This window comes from Paraburkholderia sp. OAS925 (assembly GCF_040543975.1).
Classification (GTDB): domain Bacteria; phylum Pseudomonadota; class Gammaproteobacteria; order Burkholderiales; family Burkholderiaceae; genus Paraburkholderia; species Paraburkholderia graminis.
Window position 1 is genome coordinate 690,469 of record NZ_JBEUNO010000002.1, and the last position, 16,942, is coordinate 707,410.

At 61.3% G+C, this 16,942-nt stretch carries 16 protein-coding genes and 1 pseudogene; 10 read left to right on the forward strand and 7 right to left on the reverse strand.

The genetic code is table 11. From position 1 onward, the window contains the following. Nucleotides 1–44: 44 nt before the first annotated feature. A complete protein-coding gene (locus tag ABIE53_RS21885; protein ID WP_192699607.1) occupies nt 45–1,121 on the reverse strand; it encodes an ABC transporter ATP-binding protein in 1,077 nt (358 codons plus the stop codon). Between the two features lie 27 nt (nt 1,122–1,148). Continuing rightward, nucleotides 1,149–1,922: an SDR family oxidoreductase gene (locus tag ABIE53_RS21890; RefSeq protein WP_006047263.1), complete on the reverse strand. Its 774-nt coding sequence runs from the start codon at nt 1,920–1,922 to the stop codon at nt 1,149–1,151. 276 nt (nt 1,923–2,198) lie between these two features. Here ABIE53_RS21890 and ABIE53_RS21895 point away from each other — a divergent pair, with 276 nt between their 5' ends. From ABIE53_RS21895 to ABIE53_RS21905, 3 genes are all read left to right on the forward strand, one after another. Beyond that, entirely contained in the window at nt 2,199–3,431 is a 1,233-nt protein-coding gene (locus tag ABIE53_RS21895; protein ID WP_192699606.1) for an ABC transporter substrate-binding protein, read from the forward strand. A gap of 98 nt (nt 3,432–3,529) precedes the next feature. After that, nucleotides 3,530–4,420, forward strand: a complete 891-nt coding sequence (locus ABIE53_RS21900) for a carbohydrate ABC transporter permease (protein ID WP_192699605.1) — start codon at nt 3,530–3,532, stop codon at nt 4,418–4,420. Further along, nucleotides 4,417–5,268, forward strand: coding sequence for a carbohydrate ABC transporter permease (locus tag ABIE53_RS21905; protein ID WP_006047266.1), 852 nt, complete (start codon nt 4,417–4,419; stop codon nt 5,266–5,268). Before ABIE53_RS21900 ends, ABIE53_RS21905 begins: the two co-directional genes overlap by 4 nt. A 106-nt stretch (nt 5,269–5,374) precedes the next feature. Here the strand turns inward: ABIE53_RS21905 and ABIE53_RS21910 are convergent, their stop codons facing one another. Further along, the gene (locus tag ABIE53_RS21910; RefSeq protein ID WP_192699604.1) at nt 5,375–5,668 is read right to left on the reverse strand and encodes a DUF1330 domain-containing protein; all 294 of its coding nucleotides are present in this window, start codon (nt 5,666–5,668) and stop codon (nt 5,375–5,377) included. A 352-nt stretch (nt 5,669–6,020) separates the two neighbouring features. Here ABIE53_RS21910 and ABIE53_RS21915 point away from each other — a divergent pair, with 352 nt between their 5' ends. Next, the gene (locus ABIE53_RS21915; protein WP_192699603.1) at nt 6,021–6,818 is read left to right on the forward strand and encodes a hypothetical protein; all 798 of its coding nucleotides are present in this window, start codon (nt 6,021–6,023) and stop codon (nt 6,816–6,818) included. A 163-nt stretch (nt 6,819–6,981) separates the two neighbouring features. Here the strand turns inward: ABIE53_RS21915 and ABIE53_RS21920 are convergent, their stop codons facing one another. Beyond that, nucleotides 6,982–8,295: an MFS transporter gene (locus ABIE53_RS21920; RefSeq protein WP_029967070.1), complete on the reverse strand. Its 1,314-nt coding sequence runs from the start codon at nt 8,293–8,295 to the stop codon at nt 6,982–6,984. A 250-nt stretch (nt 8,296–8,545) separates the two neighbouring features. On the opposite strand from ABIE53_RS21920, the gene ABIE53_RS21925 reads away from it, so the two are divergent. From ABIE53_RS21925 to glnQ, 6 genes and pseudogenes are all read left to right on the forward strand, one after another. After that, nucleotides 8,546–9,433: a LysR family transcriptional regulator gene (locus ABIE53_RS21925; RefSeq protein WP_053859854.1), complete on the forward strand. Its 888-nt coding sequence runs from the start codon at nt 8,546–8,548 to the stop codon at nt 9,431–9,433. Between the two features lie 146 nt (nt 9,434–9,579). Next, nucleotides 9,580–10,747 (forward strand): annotated as a pseudogene (locus ABIE53_RS21930) (CaiB/BaiF CoA transferase family protein). Beyond that, on the forward strand, nt 10,744–11,499 hold the full coding sequence (locus ABIE53_RS21935) for an enoyl-CoA hydratase (protein ID WP_114157789.1): 756 nt from the start codon (nt 10,744–10,746) through the stop codon (nt 11,497–11,499). Before ABIE53_RS21930 ends, ABIE53_RS21935 begins: the two are co-directional and overlap by 4 nt. Nucleotides 11,500–11,770: 271 nt before the next feature. Next, a complete protein-coding gene (gene glnH / locus ABIE53_RS21940; RefSeq protein ID WP_192699601.1) occupies nt 11,771–12,523 on the forward strand; it encodes a glutamine ABC transporter substrate-binding protein GlnH in 753 nt (250 codons plus the stop codon). 65 nt (nt 12,524–12,588) lie between these two features. After that, a complete protein-coding gene (gene glnP, locus ABIE53_RS21945; protein ID WP_029967077.1) occupies nt 12,589–13,245 on the forward strand; it encodes a glutamine ABC transporter permease GlnP in 657 nt (218 codons plus the stop codon). Continuing rightward, nucleotides 13,242–13,970 carry a glutamine ABC transporter ATP-binding protein GlnQ gene (gene glnQ / locus ABIE53_RS21950; RefSeq protein WP_006047276.1) on the forward strand — a complete coding sequence of 243 codons (729 nt, stop codon included), beginning with the start codon at nt 13,242–13,244 and terminating at the stop codon, nt 13,968–13,970. The genes glnP and glnQ overlap by 4 nt, the downstream gene beginning before the upstream one ends. 93 nt (nt 13,971–14,063) lie before the next feature. Here glnQ and ABIE53_RS21955 read toward each other — a convergent pair whose 3' ends face one another. From ABIE53_RS21955 to ABIE53_RS21965, 3 genes are all read right to left on the reverse strand, one after another. Beyond that, a complete protein-coding gene (locus ABIE53_RS21955; RefSeq protein WP_006047277.1) occupies nt 14,064–14,504 on the reverse strand; it encodes a hypothetical protein in 441 nt (146 codons plus the stop codon). Nucleotides 14,505–14,646: 142 nt separating this feature from the next. Continuing rightward, nucleotides 14,647–16,335: a purple acid phosphatase family protein gene (locus tag ABIE53_RS21960; protein WP_192699600.1), complete on the reverse strand. Its 1,689-nt coding sequence runs from the start codon at nt 16,333–16,335 to the stop codon at nt 14,647–14,649. Nucleotides 16,336–16,460: 125 nt separating this feature from the next. Next, complete coding sequence (locus tag ABIE53_RS21965; protein WP_192699599.1) at nt 16,461–16,889, reverse strand: hypothetical protein; 429 nt, start codon at nt 16,887–16,889, stop codon at nt 16,461–16,463. Between the last annotated feature and the right edge of the window lie 53 nt (nt 16,890–16,942).

Genomic DNA, 16,942 nt, shown 5'->3' on the forward strand with positions numbered 1-16,942 from the left:
AAATGAATCCGCGTCGCTCGCAGCTTCAATCGGCAACACGCGGTTCAGACCAGTCTGCGTCCACTCTCCGTATCGAACAGATGAATATGAGCAGCCGGCAAGCGCAACGCGACGCGCTCGCCGGGCTCAACCTTCGAGCGTTGACGCGTCGTCACGCACCACGTGTTGCCGCCTATTTTCCCGTACAAATGCGTCTCGGCGCCAGTCGGTTCGACCACCTCGACTTCCATGATTGCGTCGGGCGTCTGCGTGATCGTCTCGATGTGTTCGGGCCGCACGCCCAACGTGACTCTCGCGCCCACGTTCGCCGACAGCGGCGCGCCTTCGAGCACGATCTCGCCACCGTCCGCGAGTTTCAGCGCAAGTCCCTGCGAGTGATCCACTACGATGCCTTCGGCGAAATTCATCGACGGCGAGCCAAGAAAGCTCGCGACGAAAAGATTCGACGGACGGTCATAGAGTTCGAGCGGACGCCCGATCTGTTCGATCCGCCCCGCGTTCATCACGACGATGCGGTCGGCCATCGTCATGGCTTCGATCTGATCGTGCGTGACGTAAATCACCGTATTTTTCAGGCGCTGATGCAGTGCCTTGATCTCCGTGCGCATTTGGACGCGCAGCTTCGCGTCGAGATTGGACAGCGGCTCGTCGAACAGAAACAGCGACGGCTCGCGCACGACCGCGCGGCCCATCGCGACACGCTGACGTTGACCGCCCGATAACGCGCGCGGCAAGCGGTCGAGGTAGCCGCCGAGATTGAGCATCTTCGCCGCAGCCTCGATGCGCGGCTTGAAATTCGCCGGCGACTCTTTACGAATGCGCGGCCCGAACGCGATGTTCTCGTAGACCGAAAGATGCGGATACAGCGCGTAGCTTTGAAACACCATCGAGATATTGCGCTGCTGCGGCGCGAGATGGTTCGCACGCGTTCCGCCGATCATCAAATCGCCGCCGCTGATTTCCTCGAGCCCGGCCACCATCCGCATCAGCGTGCTCTTGCCGCAGCCCGACGGGCCGACGAGCACGACAAACTCGCCGTCGTCGATATGAAGGTCGATGCCGTGCACCACCTGCGTGTCGCCGTAGCGTTTGAAGATGCCGCTCAGTTGCACTGCTGCCATGCTGTCCTCGTCGTCTGCAGGTTTCGCTCAAAGCGATTCGAGCGTCAGTTCTTGCGCCATCAGCCGGTTGCCGGCCATCAAGCCACCGTCGACGGGCAGCGCGACGCCGGTAATCACGCGCGCCATCGGCGACGCGAGAAACAGCACGGCATCGGCGATGTCGTCAGGCGTCGCGAAATCGCGCAACGGATACCACTTTTTCAAATCTTCGAAGACCTGCGGGTTCTTGTCGACGCGCGCCTGCCATGCCTGCGTCTTCACCGTGCCCGGACATACGATGTTCGCGCGAATGCCATAGCGGCCCAATTCGAGCGCGAGCGCCTTCGTGTAACTGATCAAGCCCGCCTTGGCCGCGCTATACGCGGGATGTCCGAGCGCCGCCATGCCGTTCACCGAGCCGATCAACACCAACGCGCCCTGCTCGCGCTCGATCATCGACGCGCGCACGGCTTCGACCGTGTTGTATGTGCCGTTCAGGTTCAGATGAATGTCGCGCTGCCAGCTTGCGGCGTCGGTGGTGGCGAGCGTGAGGCCCTCGGCTGCGCCCGCGTTGGCGACCAGCACGTCCACGGGTCCGCGCTTCGCCACCGCCGCGGCGACGGCTTGTTGCACCGCGGCGGCGTCGCCGAGATCGACGGCAAGCGGCGTGACCTGCGTTTCACCGAGTTGCTTCGCCAGGCGATCGAGCGCGGCCCCGTCGATGTCGAGCGCCAGCACCGTATCGCCTTCCTCCACGAAACGCTTGCACAACACGCTGCCGATGCCGCCGCAAGCGCCCGTCACTAATACGACTCGATTCATTTTGCCCTCGCTTTTCCACACGCCCGGCACTTCGCAGACCGTGTAAATTTCTTACAGCGCGACGCACCGCACAAGCCGCTTCGTCCCGGATATTGGGTAACGGGCGCGCAGCCCGCATCCAGAATATCCCTGTTTTACAGGCATCTTATGCACAAACGCCGGCGAGAAAAATATCGCAGACCCTACGTGACAACGCATTTTTAGCCGTGTAGGATTTTTTCAAACAATTCAACCCACAGCAGCCGGCGACGGCAGCGGACCTATGAGGAGAGAGAGATGTCGTTGCATGCCCGTGCTTCCCTCGCGCTTGGCAAAGTCGCCGTGGCGCTCGCGTTTGCAGGTATTGCCGTATCGGCTCAAGCCGACACGGTTCGCGTGACCGTCGCGCATTACAGCGACGCAACCGCGCCGTACTTCGAAAAGATGGCTCGCAATTTCGAAAAGGCCAATCCCGGCACCACCATCAAGATCGAAGACGTGAACTGGGATACGTTGCAACAGAAACTGCAAACGGACATCTCCGGCAACGCGAACGCCGACCTCGCTATCGTCGGCACGCGCTGGCTGCTCGACTTCGTGAAGGACGACGTGGCCGAACCGCTCGACGGCTATATGGACGCCAATTTCAAGGGACGTTTTATCGGTCCGTTCCTGGCACCTGGCGAAATCAACGGCAAGGTGTACGGTTTGCCGATCGCCGCGTCCGCACGCGCGCTGTACTACAACAAGGATCTGCTCGCGAAAGCCGGCTATCCGGACGGCCCGAAAACATGGAACGACGTGATTGAAGCGTCGAAGAAACTGAAGGCGCAAGGCATTGCCGGCTTCGGTCTGCAAGGCAAGGAAATCGAAACGGACGTCTATTTTTACTATGCGCTGTGGACGAACGGCGGCGAAGTAGTCGGCAAGGACAACAGGGCGGCGTTCAACTCGGCGGCGGGCGTCAAGGCGGCCACGCTGTATAAATCGCTGATCGACCAGGGTCTGACGCAACCGGGCGTTACCGGTTACAGCCGCGAAGACGTACAGAACCTCTTCAAGCAAGGCCGCGTGGCGATGATGATTTCGGCACCGTTTCTCGCGAAGCAGATCAAGAAGGAAGCGCCTAACCTGAAGTACGGCATCGATCCGATTCCGATGGGCACCACGCACGCAACGTACGCGGTCACGGACTCGATCGTGATGTTCAAGAACTCGAAGGTGAAGAAGTCCGCGTGGAAGTTCCTCGACTATCTGTTCACCAAAGAACCGCGCGTCGAGTTCACGACGACTGAAGGTTTCCTGCCGACCACCAAGGCGGAATCGTCGGACCCGGCATTCAATGATCCGGATACCAAAGCATTTGTCGCCTTGCTGCCCACTGCGCGTTTTGCACCGACCGTGACCGGTTGGGAAGACACCGCGAAGGCCGTGACCGACGCGATGCAGTCCATCTACCTGGGCAAGGCCAAGCCCGCCGATGCGCTGAATGCGGCGGCTACGCAAGCCAACAAGTCGCTCGGCCATTGATCGGGGCGACGCTCTGACGTCGCGGTAAGCCGTCACTATCCGGCCCATTCCGACGCGCCCGCATGCTTCATGCGGGCGCGTCTCACGATCGAGCATGTATGAGCCGTTCCGCCTCTTCGCGTCTGCAAGCGCCGTGGTTACTGATTGCACCGAGCCTGGTGCTGGCGCTTTTTATCATCAGCTATCCGATCTTCAACATCGTGTGGCAATCGCTGCATGAGGTATCGCGTTTCGGGGCGATTCGCGACTTCACGGGCTTGCAGAACTTCTATTCGATCTTCAGCGACCCGACGTTTCTGGCGGCCGCGCGCCGCACGATCGTGTGGACCGTGTTCGTGGTCGGCGGCACAGTCGCCATTTCGGTGCCTGTTGCACTGGTGCTGAATCAGGACTTCTATGGGCGCGGCGTCGCGCGAACCATCGTCATGCTGCCGTGGTCGGTTTCCCTCACCATGACCGCGGTTGTCTGGCGCTGGGCGTTTAACGACGACTACGGCATGGTCAATGTCACGCTGCAACGCCTCGGCTTGATCGGCGGCCCGATTCATTGGCTCGCGACTCCCGAACTCGCGTTTCCCGTGGAAATCGCAGTGGGCATTCTCGTGTCGATTCCATTCACGGTGACGATTCTGCTTGGCGGATTGTCCTCGGTGCCTGGCGACATTTACGAAGCGGCGCGCATCGACGGTGCGAGCGCGTGGCAGCAGTTTCGCAAGCTGAAGCTGCCGTTGATGCGGCCGTTCATCAACATGACCATTCTGTTGAACGTGATCTACGTGTTCAACTCGTTCCCGATCATCTGGGTCATGACGCAAGGCGGCCCGGATAACAGCACGCATATTCTCGTCACGTATCTGTACGAACTCGGCTTCAGGCTCGGACGACCGGGCGAGGCCGCAGCCGTGTCGCTGATCATGCTCGTCATGCTGTTCGTTTTCTCGATGGCGTATTTGCGCATGCAGCCGGCAAAAGAAGGAGAACCGTCATGACGCTCAGCACGAAAACGAAACGCTCCCTGTGGTGCTGGCTCGCGTTGTCGCCGCTGGTGATTGTCGTGCTGTTCCCGTTTGCCGTGATGCTCTTCACCGCACTCAAACCTGCATCGGAGATTTTCGTTTATCCCGCGCGCTGGTTGCCGGTGCATTGGCAGTGGAGCAACTTCGCCGATATGTGGCAAGCGGCCAATTTCGGCGTGGCGCTGCGCAACAGTGCGGTTATCAGCTTGCTGTCGACATTGCTCGCACTCGCGGTGAGCTTGCCCGCCGCTTACGCCTTGGCGCGCTTCCCGTTCCGGGGACGCGGACCGTATCGCCAGTTCCTGCTCGTCACGCAGATGCTGTCGCCTATCCTGCTGGTCGTCGGGCTATTCCGGCTTGCCGCCATGATCCCTTATGGCGACGGCAATCTTGTCGATTCGAAAATCGGCGTGATCGTTTCGTATGCGGCGTTCAATATTGCGTTCGCCGTATGGATGCTCTCTTCGTATTTTCAAACGGTGCCGCGCGATCTCGAGGAAGCGGCGTGGCTGGAAGGATGTGGACGAACGCGGGCGGTTTTCAAAGTGTTTTTACCGCTTGCCGTGCCGGCAATTGTCGTCACCGCGATCTTCACGTTCATCAACGCGTGGAATGAATTCGCCGTTGTGTATACGCTAATCCGCTCGCCGGAAAACAAAACGCTCACCGTGCAGGTCACCGACATGGTCGCCGGCAAGTATGTGGTCCAGTGGCATCTCGTGATGGCCGCGACGCTGTGCGCAACGCTACCGGTTTCGGTCGTGTTTGCGTGGTTGCAGCGGTATCTGGTGAAGGGCCTGGCTTTGGGGGCGGTGAAGTAGTACGTTTTTGCCCACCGCGCCGAGGTTTGCAATCTTCGGCGCGGTCATGGTGATCCTGGCAATTAGTGCGTGTTCCGCTGAGCCCGCTTGCCGTTATTCCTTGTGCTTATTCCGCGCCGCGCACAATGCGCAGATCGCGTTCTACTGCGTCGCCCAAAGCGTCGAGCGCTTTCTTGTAGTCGTCGTGTGCATACGCTGCGACTGCATCTTCATACGACGGAAACTCGATCACCACCGTCCGCTCCTTCAAGCCCTGCTCATGAACTTCGTCCGCGACGCCGCGCACGAGGAACTTGCCGCCCGCAGCCGCTACTGCCGGGCCGGCCAACTGACCGTAGGCGGCCAGCTTCGACGGATCGTTGATCTTGCGATACGTGGTGACCCAATACCCCTTGCTCATTTGACGCTCCTCGTTAGTGACGGTCATGAATGCAGGAGCGTAACAGAGAACGCCCCGGAGAATACGCGGCGGCCAGTCATGGCCCTATTGCGTAAAGGACTATCGGCGCGGCGGGCCGATCCGAATGTTTGCCCTGCGAATCGCGCCACATGTCCGAAAAAGATGGCCCAAAAAGTTGAACCACGGCGCATGACAAACGGCCAACTTGTATGGAAACTCTTCCCTGCGATCCACGCGACGTGTCGATGGCTGGCCGCTCGTGTTTGAAACGCAGCGACCGCTGTTCGCGGTAAGGCAACGAGTCGTCGTTTATCATGAACCTGTGCCTTTCGATGAAGATTCAGTTTTAGATATGACCAATACCGGAAAGACGTTGATCATCGGCCTTGTGCTGGCTGACCTGGTGATCTGCGCCTATTTGCTCTATCCGCGCGAGGAAAAGAAGTCGGCTGCCGCGCCCGAGGCCGCGCTGACCGCGCCCGAGATTACCGATTCGCGCCCTGCCGAGACCCACGTGATTGCGGGCAGCATTGCTCGCCCGGCGTCGCCGGAGACATCGGCGAAGGCTAATAGCAACGCGCCTAGCGGCACGAAGGTGAGCCGCATGGACGTGCGGCCGTCGCGGGCTCCGACCCCGACCGTTGCGCCGCAGCCTGCGCTGCCGGCGGCACCGGCGTTGCAGGGCGTTCCGAACACCAGCGTCGCGAACGTGCCCGCGGCAGACATGCAAACGCAGGCGCAGTTCCCACAGGTTCAGCAACCGACGCAGCCGATACAGCAGCAACCGGTGCAAGCGCAGCAACCCGTGCAAACGCAGCAGCAGGTACAACCGCCGCAACAAGGGCAACAACCGCAACACGCAAACAACACCAGATCGAAGACCGCGCAGCGCGCTGCCGAAGATTCGCGTGGTCATGATGACCTGCGCCGCCGCGGTTCAAGCGACGTTGGTGCGTTGATGACGGAACTGCTCGTACGCGAGTCGGCGAAACTCGATCCGTCATTGCCCCCGCCGCCGCCGACCGCTCCGGTCGAACTCAATCGCCGCAGTTCGAACCCGGTCGCGGACGCGATGACCGATCAACTGGTCAAGGAGTCGGCACGAGTTGCGCCCGCGTCCGGCGCGCAAAAGCAGCCGGGCACGCAGTAGACGCGGAGCGCGTTGTACGCTCGCGCGTCTCGATGGAATCGGCAGATATGCGTTCTCCCGATTCCATCCACTCGCGCCCACACGCATCGAGCGCCTTTACGACTCCGTAATCCCCGCAACGGCGAACTGCCCACCATGCCAGTGGTCATCGCCGCGCCGCTGTTCACGCAGCCGCATCATCGACAATCGGTTCGCGAGCCATGAACCAGTAGAAGAGCGCCGCGCATCCCGCAATCGCGCCGCCTGAAATAAACGCCAAGGCATACGAGCCGGTGCGGTCGACAATAAATCCCGCGACGACCGGCGAAAACGCACCGCCGAAATAGCCGCCGAAGTTCTGGATCGCGCTGACGGAGGCGATCATCGACGAAGGCGCGATGTCCGCCGCGAGCGCCCAGGCGGAACCCACCACGGCCGCAATGAACGCCAGCCCGACGGTGAAGAGTGCAAGCGTCACGTTCAACGTATGGCTAAACGGCAACGCAATCGCGCATACAGCGGCGCCCACCGCGCAGCATGCAATCAACAGACGCTTTGCAGCGATCGGCGAAGCGATCTCGCGGTCGACCATCTTCTTCGCCAGATAGCCGATGGCAATCTCGCCCAGCGCGCCGCCTGCCCACGGAATACCCGCATACACGCCAAGCTGTGCGAACGAAATATGAAAGCGGTCGAGTAGATAGAGCGGCAAGAACACTAGGAAAATATTCCACAGCCAGATCGTGCAGAAGTAGCCGAGAATCATGCCCCACACGCTGCGTCGCGCGAATAGCGAACGCCACCGCAGCGATGAATTGGCGAGTGAGCGTTCGTGCCCGCCGCCGCCCGCCTCGATGTACTCCCGTTCATCTTTCGAAAGACGCTTGCTGTCCACGGGGTTGCGATACAGCATCAGGAACAGCAACGCGAAGGCAACACCCACCGCGCCTGTCACATGAAAGAGCGAGCGCCAGCCGAATGCGACCATCAACGCGACGAGTACAGCCGGTGCAATGGCCGGTCCCCATTTCGAAGACGAGTCCCACACGCCCGTCGCGAATCCGCGCTCCTTCGCGGGAAACCATGCAGCGGTAATTTTCGCGGATGTCGGCCAGCACGGCGCCTCGCCGACCGCGAGCAACGCGCGCATGACCAGTAGCCCCGAAATGGAACCGACCACGCCAGTGAGCCATGTCGCGACGCTCCACCAGATCATCGCGAGTGCGTAAGCGCGCTTTGCGCCGAAGCGGTCGATCACCCAGCCGGCCGGCAATTGCATGACCGCATAGGTCCACGCAAACACACTGCCGAGCAGGCCGATTTGCGTGCGAGTCAATCCCAGCTCGGCAATCATGCCCGGCGCTGCGATCGAAAGACTCGCACGGTCCATGTAGTTGATAATCCCGCCGATCAGCAGCCAGATAAGCACATGCCAGCGGAAATTGAGGCGAGCGGGCCGCACTGCGGCGGCCGTGAGCGAACCAGTGGGCTTGTCCAAAATCGTGTCTCCGTCCAGATGGCCATCAACGTTGATAAAGGCCATTCGTCGTTGTCGATATGCATCGTGCCGCAGAGCGCGGCACTTGTATGCAGGTGCTGAAGGACAAGTGTACGGATGCAGGCGCAAGAGCTCCAATGTCGAAACCGCATGCCGTGATAGCGTTTTCGTTATTGCCGCGGTTCGCGGCGCACTAAACTAGCGGGCGGCGCATGCGCCGATTCATCGTTGAATACCCATTGGAGACCAAGTGAAATTCGACACGACAACTGTCCGGCTGATCCTTGCCATTGCGGAAGAAGGCAGCATCTCGCGCGCCGCGGACAAGCTGAACCTGGCAGTCGCGGCGGCATCGCGGCGCGTGTCGGATCTCGAAGAGCAACTCGGCGCGAAGCTCTTCCAACGCGTGCCGCATGGCGCGCAAATCACCGAGTCCGGGGCGAAGCTGATCGAGTACGTTCGGCAGATCGACAACCTGATTGACCGCATGGAAGGCGATGCACAGGCCCTCAATCATGGGCTCGAAGGGCGCATCATCATCGGTGCGCCGAAGGCAGTCGTCATTCAGTTTCTGGCGCGTGAAATCGCCGGGATTCAGCGCAAGTATCCGCGCATCGCGCTGAAAATTGTCGAGGAAAACAGCAAGATCGTGCAGCAACTGCTGCGCGACAAAGTGATCGACGTCGGCATCTACGAGAAGAAAAGCGGCTTTCTCGATCTGGACAAATGCGCGTATCGAGAAGATCGCCTCGTGCTGGTTTATAGCCGCGCGCATTTTGAATTCGGCAATGGACCAGTGGGCATCGACGATATTCTCGATCTTCCCATTGTGAGCCTCGGCAAGGGCTCGGCCGTGCTGTCCGCCGTGGAGCGCGCGTATCGCAGCCGCGGCCGGCTGTTCCCAGACAACCTGACCGTCAACGGTTTCGACACCATGCTCGCGATGGTGCGTCACGGCTTAGGCGTCGGCTTCATGCCGCCCGATGTGTTGCAGAGCTTTCATCCGGAGGCATCGCTCGCATCGGTCGAACTCGACGGAGACTGGTCGCGGCGCAGTTACGTGCTGTCTTGCGTCGAGGGGCACGCACAGGAGCAAACGCTGCGCAACGTCGTCGCGGAGTTGCTGGCGGGTGCCTAGCAGTCTAGCGGTCTAGCTGGAGCACACGCGCGCGACGGTTTCGCGATCCGCGAAACCAGCCATGACGTAGCGATTCTTGCGGCAACGCTTCTGCCCGGCGACAGTGGAGTCACAACATGACTCACCGACCGAGGAGGAAGCCCGACATGACGCAATCTACGCATCTACCGCTGCAAGGCATACGCGTGCTCGACGTGAGCCAGGTCATGGCGGGGCCGTTCGCCTGCATGATGCTGGCCGACCTCGGCGCGGACGTCATCAAGGTCGAGCCGCCCGAGGGCGACCAGACGCGCAGTTCGATGGGCTTCAAGATGAAAGGCCCCGACAGCATGGGTTTTCTCAACCTCAACCGCAATAAGCGCTCCGTCACGCTCGATCTGAAAAGCGACGAAGGGCGCGAGATGTTCTACAAGCTCGCGAAAACCGCGGACGTCATCGTCGAGAACTATCGGCCGGGCGTCGTGCAGCGGTTGCGGATCGATTACGAGTCGATCAAGGCGATCAATCCGACGATCGTCTACGTGAGCATTTCCGGCTTCGGGCAAAGCGGACCGTGGGCGTCGCGGCCTGGCTTCGATCTGATGGCGCAGGCCATGTCGGGCGTGATGAGTGTGACGGCGCTACAAAGGCGGCAAGCCCGTGAAAGCCGGCGTTCCGGTCGCGGATATCGGCTGTGCGATGTTCGCGGTGTTCGGTCTGCTGTCGGCGTATATCGGCGCGCAGCGAAGCGGTGAAGGCCAGCATATCGACGCGTCGCTATTCGACTCGATCATGGCCTTCTCGATCTGGGACATGTCCGACTATTGGGGCACCGGCGTTCCGCCGACACCGCTCGGCACGAGCAACAAGATGAGCGCACCGTACCAGGCCGTGAAGGCGCGCGACGGTTACTTCGTGATGGGCGCAACCAACCAGAAGCTATGGACCCGGCTGTGCGAAACGCTGGATCGGCGCGATCTGATCAATCACGCGGATTACGCAAGCGTGTCGCTGCGACTGAAAAATCGCGAGGCGATGATCGAAGTGCTGGAACAGGAGTTCGGCAAACGGGACAGCGCCGAGTGGGTCGATTTGCTGCTCGCGGCCGGCATCCCCGCGGGACCAATTCTTTCGTATCCCGAAGCATTTGCCAGCGAGCACGCACAGCATCGCAACATGTGCATGGAGATCGACCACCCGAACGAGGGCAAGGTCAAGAACATCGGCTTTCCGGTCAAACTGCTCGGCACGCCGCCGACCGTGCGCCGTCATCCGCCGCTGCTCGGCGAGCACAACGACGAGATCTTCGCCGAAATCAACGGAGCCGCGTCATGAGCGAACCGGTTCGTCTGACCGTTCACGCTTCGGGCGCGGCGGAAATCCTCATAGACAGACCCGAGCGGCACAACGCGATGACGCTCGACATGTACGAGTCGCTGCTTGCACTCGTGGCGCAATGCGAAGCGAACGACGACGTGCGCTGCATTCTGCTGCGCGGCGCGGGCGGCAAGTCGTTCATTTCCGGCACGGACATCGGCTATTTCAAGGACTTCCGCGATGGCCGCGATGGGCTCGCATACGAAGCGTTCGTCGAGCGCGTGATCGACACTATCGAGCGAATTACCATGCCGACCATTGCGGTGATAGACGGCTGGGCGGTGGGCGGCGGTCTCGCGCTCGCGACGGCCTGCGATTTTCGCGTGTGCACCGACGCTTCGCGCTTCGGCGCACCGATTGCGAAGACGCTGTCGAACACGCTGTCGTCGCGCAATATCGCGCGGCTTCAGGCAGCCTTCGGCACACCTCGCGTGAAGAAGATGCTGATGCTCGCCGACTATCTGAGCGCCGACGAAGCGCTCGCGTGCGGATACGTGCACGAAATCTGCGGGCGAGACGCATTGCAGGAAGCGGCGCACTCGCTCGCGCAACGTTTGATTGCGCTTTCGCCCGTCACGCAGCACGCGGTGAAAGAAAGCCTGCGCCGCATCGTGATCGATCAGCGGCTCGACGACGAGGATCTGATCGAAAGCGTCTACGGCAGCAGCCGTTTCAGGGAAGCGGTCGCGGCGTTCACGTCGAAGTCATGACGGCGTAGCCGCAGTCGCGATACCTTCGCATAAGAGACTCGCTCGAGGCGCCGCAACAGCGGCGCTTTTTTTATGCCTTTGTTTCGCACGAGCGTCCACCGCGGCGGGCACGTGGCGTCACGCCAGGGTTTTCATCGACAAAAATTCCTGTTGCCAAACTTTTTGATGTCGTAGTATCCGCATTGACAACATATGTTGTCGCTTATGCCGACGGAACACCGCATGTTGTAGAAACAACGCGTGTTCATCGTCAATCAATGCGGAGAAAATCATGGTACGTCGCGTCTTCCTCATGTCCCTCGTTGCGGCCGCGCTATTCGGCAGCGCGCTCGCCCGCGCGGACACCAAAGAACTCGTGGTCGGCACGGACACGTCGTTCATGCCGTTCGAATTCAAGCAGGGCGACAAGTACGTCGGCTTCGACCTGGACCTGTGGGCCGAAATCGCGAAAGACCTGGGCTGGAAATACAAGGTCCAGCCGATGGATTTCAGCGGCCTGATTCCCGCGTTGCAGACGCAAAATATCGACGTCGCGCTGTCGGGCATGACGATCAAGGAGGAGCGCAGGAAAGCCATCGACTTCTCCGACGCGTACTACGACAGCGGCCTCGCCGCGATGGTCCAAAGCGGCAACACGAGCATCCGGTCCATCGACGATCTGAACGGCAAGGTGATCGCGGCGAAAACAGGCACGGCCACCATCGACTGGATCAAGGCGCATCTGAAGCCGAAGGAAATCCGCCAGTTCCCGAACATCGACCAGGCGTACCTCGCGCTCGAAGCGGGCCGCGTCGACGCCGCGATGCACGACACGCCCAACGTGCTGTATTTCGCGAGCACGGCCGGTAAAGGCAAGGTCAAGGTCGCCGGCACGCCGGTGAGCGGCGACAAGTACGGCATCGGCTTTCCGAAGGGCAGTCCGCTCGTCGCGAGCGTCAACGCGGAACTCGCGAAGATGAAGGCCGACGGCCGCTATGCGACGCTCTACAAGAAGTGGTTCGGCTCCGAGCCGCCCAAATCGTAATCGTTGCGACGTCCCGTGCGGCAGTTCCCGCGCCGCGCGGCAGACGCACACCTAAGGAGCGGTTCGTGGAATTCGATTGGACAGTTATCTGGAGTGCGCTTCCAGATCTGATAGACGGCGTGGAGCTGACTGTATTCATCGCCTTCGTGGGCTTGATCGGCGGCTTTATCGTCGGTGTCGTGGCGGGCACATGCCGCGCCTACGGCCCGCTTGCGCTAAACGTGATTGCGCAGGTTTACGTCGAACTGATACGCGGCACACCGATTGTGGTTCAGGTGATGTTTCTCTACTTCGCGCTGCCGTTGCTTGCGCATTTGCGAATCGACGGGCTGACCGCCGCCATCATCGCCATTACGGTGAATTCGGGTGCCTATCTTGCCGAGGTGGTGCGCGGAGCCTTGCTGTCGATCCCGAAGGGCTTGATGGAAGCAGGCCTCGCGATGGGACTCTCGACGCCGCGCGTGCTGATGAAGATCATCGGGCCGCTCGCATTTCGACGCCTGATTCCGCCATTGGGCAATCAGTGCATCGTCAGTTTGAAGGACACGTCGCTGTTTATCGTGATCGGCGTCGGGGAACTGACGCGCAAGGGTCAGGAGATCATCGCCGGCAACTTTCGCGCGGTGGAAATCTGGTCCGCCGTCGCGGTCATTTATCTGGTCCTGACCGGTGTCATGACGCTGTCGCTGCGCGTCGTCGAAAGAAGGATGCGAATTCTATGAGCATGATCGAATTTCAGCGCGTCTCAAAGAGCTTCGGCCATCTGCCGGTGCTCAACAACATCGATCTTCGCATCGAGAGTTCGGAAGTCGTGGTGGTCGTCGGGCCGTCGGGCTCGGGCAAGTCGACCATGCTCCGCTGCATTAACGCACTCGAAAAAATCAGCGGCGGCGAACTGCTCGTGGACGGGCTGAGCGTGAAAGGCAATGCGTCGGACATCCGCGCGATCCGTCTGGAAGCGGGCATGGTGTTTCAGCAGTTCAACCTGTTCCCGCAAATGACCGCGCTCGAAAACGTGATGTTCGGCCCGATTCAGGTGCGCGGCGCATCGCGAGCCGAAGCGCGCGATCAGGCAATGGCGCTGCTCGACAAGGTCGGGCTCGAATCGCGCGCGAATCACTATCCGTCCGAGTTGTCCGGCGGCCAGCAGCAGCGCGTCGCAATTGCGCGCGCGCTGGCGATCAGGCCGAAGCTAATGCTGTTCGACGAGCCGACTTCGGCACTCGATCCCGAGCTTCGTCATGAAGTGCTGAAGGTCATGCAGGATCTCGCGACGGAGGGCATGACGATGATTGTCGTCACGCACGAGATCGGCTTCGCCAAGCGTGTCGGTACGCGCCTGTTGTTCATGGACAACGGCGGCATCGCGGAAGATGGCGCGCCGGGCGAGCTGATCGACAACCCGCCCACGCCGCGCTTGAAGGACTTTTTGAAGCACGTCGGTTGAAAAAGCCCGGCCTCGATTCGCCGAAGCAAGCGCCGCTCGCGCGGCGCACCAGGCTTTTCGCGGCCTTCACCGCACTACGCTACTGCGTGCTGCTTAGTCGTAGTGGCGATGCTTATGACGCTTCTTGCCCGAACGATAACCACGCGAGTAGTCGTCGGAATACGAGTTCGAGCGCGAGATGTTGCCGCCGAGCGCCGCGCCCGCACCGCCACCCAGGGCTGCGCCGACGAGGCCGCCGCCACGGCCGCCCATTGCATTGCCGGCCGCCGTGCCCGCACCGCCGCCCAGCGCGCCGCCGACGATCGCACCCGTGCGCTCACGGCGGTTCGACGTCACTGCGCCGCCCGCGCCGCCGCCCACGGCGCCGCCGATCACGGCACCCGTGCTGCCACCGACCGCGCCACCCAGTGCCGCACCCGCAACGCCACCGAGCGCGCCGCCCAGCGCATTGTTCATGTCGCCGGCCACAGCCGACAAGGACGCCGCGCTCGCAAGCGCCGCGACAGCCACAATCTGGAGGATTTTTCTGGACATAAAAGGTCTTTGGTTTTTATGAGACGGCGCCGAGTATAACCGGTGACATGAAAGCCCTCTGTAACCACTGCACGGCTTACCGGTAAGACGTGTAACAAATGATGTAGCGCCGTCATTTTTACCTTTTTACTGTCCGCTGGCCTCAGCGCTTGCGCTTCTTTTTTAGCTCGATCGTTTCGAACAATTCGTAGTTGGCGGTCGGCGTCTGATCGGCGCCGGGCGCATGGTAGTAGTTCATCGTGATCGTCGTCTCGCCGCCCGCGTGACCCGGATCGTGATCGAACACGGCGATGCCGTAGCCCGTGCCCGTATCGCGTTGCGCGGACCAGATCGCATCTTCGACGGCATCGGCGCTCGCACGAACGAAGGTGCCCGCGGTCGTGCCCGGCACCGGACGATTCGGCCGCGTGAAGATGCGCGCTTGCGGCAGTCCCGTGCCCGCGTTGACGCCATAGACATCGAGCGGCGCACTCGTGCCGCCGCCGCCGAGAATGAGGTGGATCGTGCCCTGGCTCGTATCGAACGTGGACGCGCCCGCCGAGATCGCCGACATCACCGGCTTTGGCTGCAAGGTATCGACCGGGTGGCCCGTGGCGATGTCGGTGCCCTTGTGGTGATTGCAGCCGCGCACGGGGTAGCTGCGCTCGTAGTCGTGATCGTGGCCGCACAGCACGAGGTCCACGCCGTAGCGGTCGAAGAGCGGCAGCCATGCCTCGCGAATGCCCTTATCGGAACCGTTGCCTGTCTTCGACGAACTCAGCGCGTCCTGGTGCATCTGCACGACGATCCAGTCGATGTCGTGATCGTCGGCCGCGTGGCGCAGTGTCTTTTCGAGCCAGCGCGTCTGTTCGCCATCGCTGTAGCCTCGCACATAGAGCGAGGTGCCTGGCTGGATCGGCGGATTTCCGGTGCTTGCGGCGGGCACGAGCGGGGCCGGTCCGGCGACGAAGGCGGCGGCGTCCTGATAGACGACGTCGTCGGCATCGAGCGAAATGAACAGCACCGAGCTTACGCGGAAGCTGTACCAGCGGCCCTGAAAACGCGTGTGATTGTCGGGCAGCGCATAACGCGCGAGATACGACGCGAAGCCTTGCTCGCCGTTATGGAATTCGATTTCATGGTTGCCGGGGCACGGCATCCACGGACGATTCGCCGCCGAGTTCTGGCAGTTGTTGCCGAAGTCGCGCCACACTTGCGGCTGCTGCGTGGGATTCAGGTTCGCATAGCAGAGGTCGCCGTTGAGCAGATGAAACAGCGGCTGAAAGCGCTCCACGGCCTGCACCGCGAAGCGGCTTTGCGGCGACGACAGCACCCAGCCGGTGTTCGGCGTCGCGAGGTCGCCATAGCTCGTGAAGCGGAACGGCGCGCGGCCGCGCGGCGCGGTGCGGAAACTGCCGGTGAAAGGCTGCGCGGCATTGCTGTCGTTCTCGGCCGTGACCTCGTATTCATAGCTCGTGTCGGGCTTCAGGTCGCGCAGGCGCGCGTGATAGCTGAACACGACGTCGCCGTTCAGGCCGTCGGTGTAAGTGGTCTGCACGCCATGCACGATGTGCTTCGCGTCGCCGATGCGGCCAATGCGCAGATGCGGCTTCACGGCAGCCGCGAGCGACGTCCACGACACGGTGACGTCGCTCGAAGGATCGTTGCCCCACGTCAGATGGATCTGCTCGGGCGTGCCGTCCGGCGTGCTGCTCGCGGCGCGTGCCGTCGACAGCGCGTTGGCCGCGCCGGCAAGACCCGATGCGCCCGCGAACTTCAGGAACCCGCGACGCGAAACGATGGATGCGCCCTGATCGGCTGGCGAGGCATTAGCGTTCTTTGTATTCGACATGTCTGTGTTTGTGGGTAGGAAGGACTGGCGGCTTTGACCAGTGATCCTAGTCGCGAAACGGTGACAGTTGAATGAAAAGGGCTAACCGCTAATGAGCAAGCGACGGGCAAATGATGCGCAAGCGGCTAACGCTTTGGCGGCTGCGGACTATTCGCGGGATTGGTGTCGAACTTCGAAACGCTTTCAATGCCACCTGGGCTGTCTACGCCGGCGAGCTTCAATAGTTCGTTCTCCATCGCATCGGCGATCTGCTTGTCGTAGATCTGCTCGCCCTTCACATAGACCGTGAACGATCGCAGGTACTTCGCTTTCTTCTCCGGATTCCGGATCGTTTCGCGCGTCCACTGATAGAGCGAGTACTTCTCGGTGCCGAGCCGCTCAGCCTCGCTCACGTAGTCCGCGAATGCGTCGTACTGGCATTTCAGCGTCGCATCATGCCGACGCAAGATACGCTGCAGTTCCGCGTGCGCCGCGCCCGAACGGTCGGTGCGCAGCGCATCGGCAAGTTCCGGCGATACGGCAAGCCGTAGCTGGAATTTCAAGGTCGAATCCACATTTGCCTCGCCGTTCGCTGTTGGATAAGAACCCTCGCGTTTGCAATACAGGC

Excerpts from the sequence above, each read along its gene's own strand:
- ABIE53_RS21955 (WP_006047277.1), bottom strand. The coding sequence starts at position 14,504 with ATGTCCAGAAAAATCCTCCAGATTGTGGCTGTCGCGGCGCTTGCGAGC.
- ABIE53_RS21885 (WP_192699607.1), bottom strand. The coding sequence starts at position 1,121 with ATGGCAGCAGTGCAACTGAGCGGCATCTTCAAACGCTACGGCGACACG.
- ABIE53_RS21935 (WP_114157789.1), top strand. The coding sequence starts at position 10,744 with ATGAGCGAACCGGTTCGTCTGACCGTTCACGCTTCGGGCGCGGCGGAA.
- ABIE53_RS21905 (WP_006047266.1), top strand. The coding sequence starts at position 4,417 with ATGACGCTCAGCACGAAAACGAAACGCTCCCTGTGGTGCTGGCTCGCG.
- glnH (WP_192699601.1), top strand. The coding sequence starts at position 11,771 with ATGGTACGTCGCGTCTTCCTCATGTCCCTCGTTGCGGCCGCGCTATTC.
- ABIE53_RS21890 (WP_006047263.1), bottom strand. The coding sequence starts at position 1,922 with ATGAATCGAGTCGTATTAGTGACGGGCGCTTGCGGCGGCATCGGCAGC.
- ABIE53_RS21910 (WP_192699604.1), bottom strand. The coding sequence starts at position 5,668 with ATGAGCAAGGGGTATTGGGTCACCACGTATCGCAAGATCAACGATCCG.
- glnQ (WP_006047276.1), top strand. The coding sequence starts at position 13,242 with ATGAGCATGATCGAATTTCAGCGCGTCTCAAAGAGCTTCGGCCATCTG.
- ABIE53_RS21960 (WP_192699600.1), bottom strand. The coding sequence starts at position 16,335 with ATGTCGAATACAAAGAACGCTAATGCCTCGCCAGCCGATCAGGGCGCA.
- ABIE53_RS21900 (WP_192699605.1), top strand. The coding sequence starts at position 3,530 with ATGAGCCGTTCCGCCTCTTCGCGTCTGCAAGCGCCGTGGTTACTGATT.
- ABIE53_RS21895 (WP_192699606.1), top strand. The coding sequence starts at position 2,199 with ATGTCGTTGCATGCCCGTGCTTCCCTCGCGCTTGGCAAAGTCGCCGTG.
- ABIE53_RS21915 (WP_192699603.1), top strand. The coding sequence starts at position 6,021 with ATGACCAATACCGGAAAGACGTTGATCATCGGCCTTGTGCTGGCTGAC.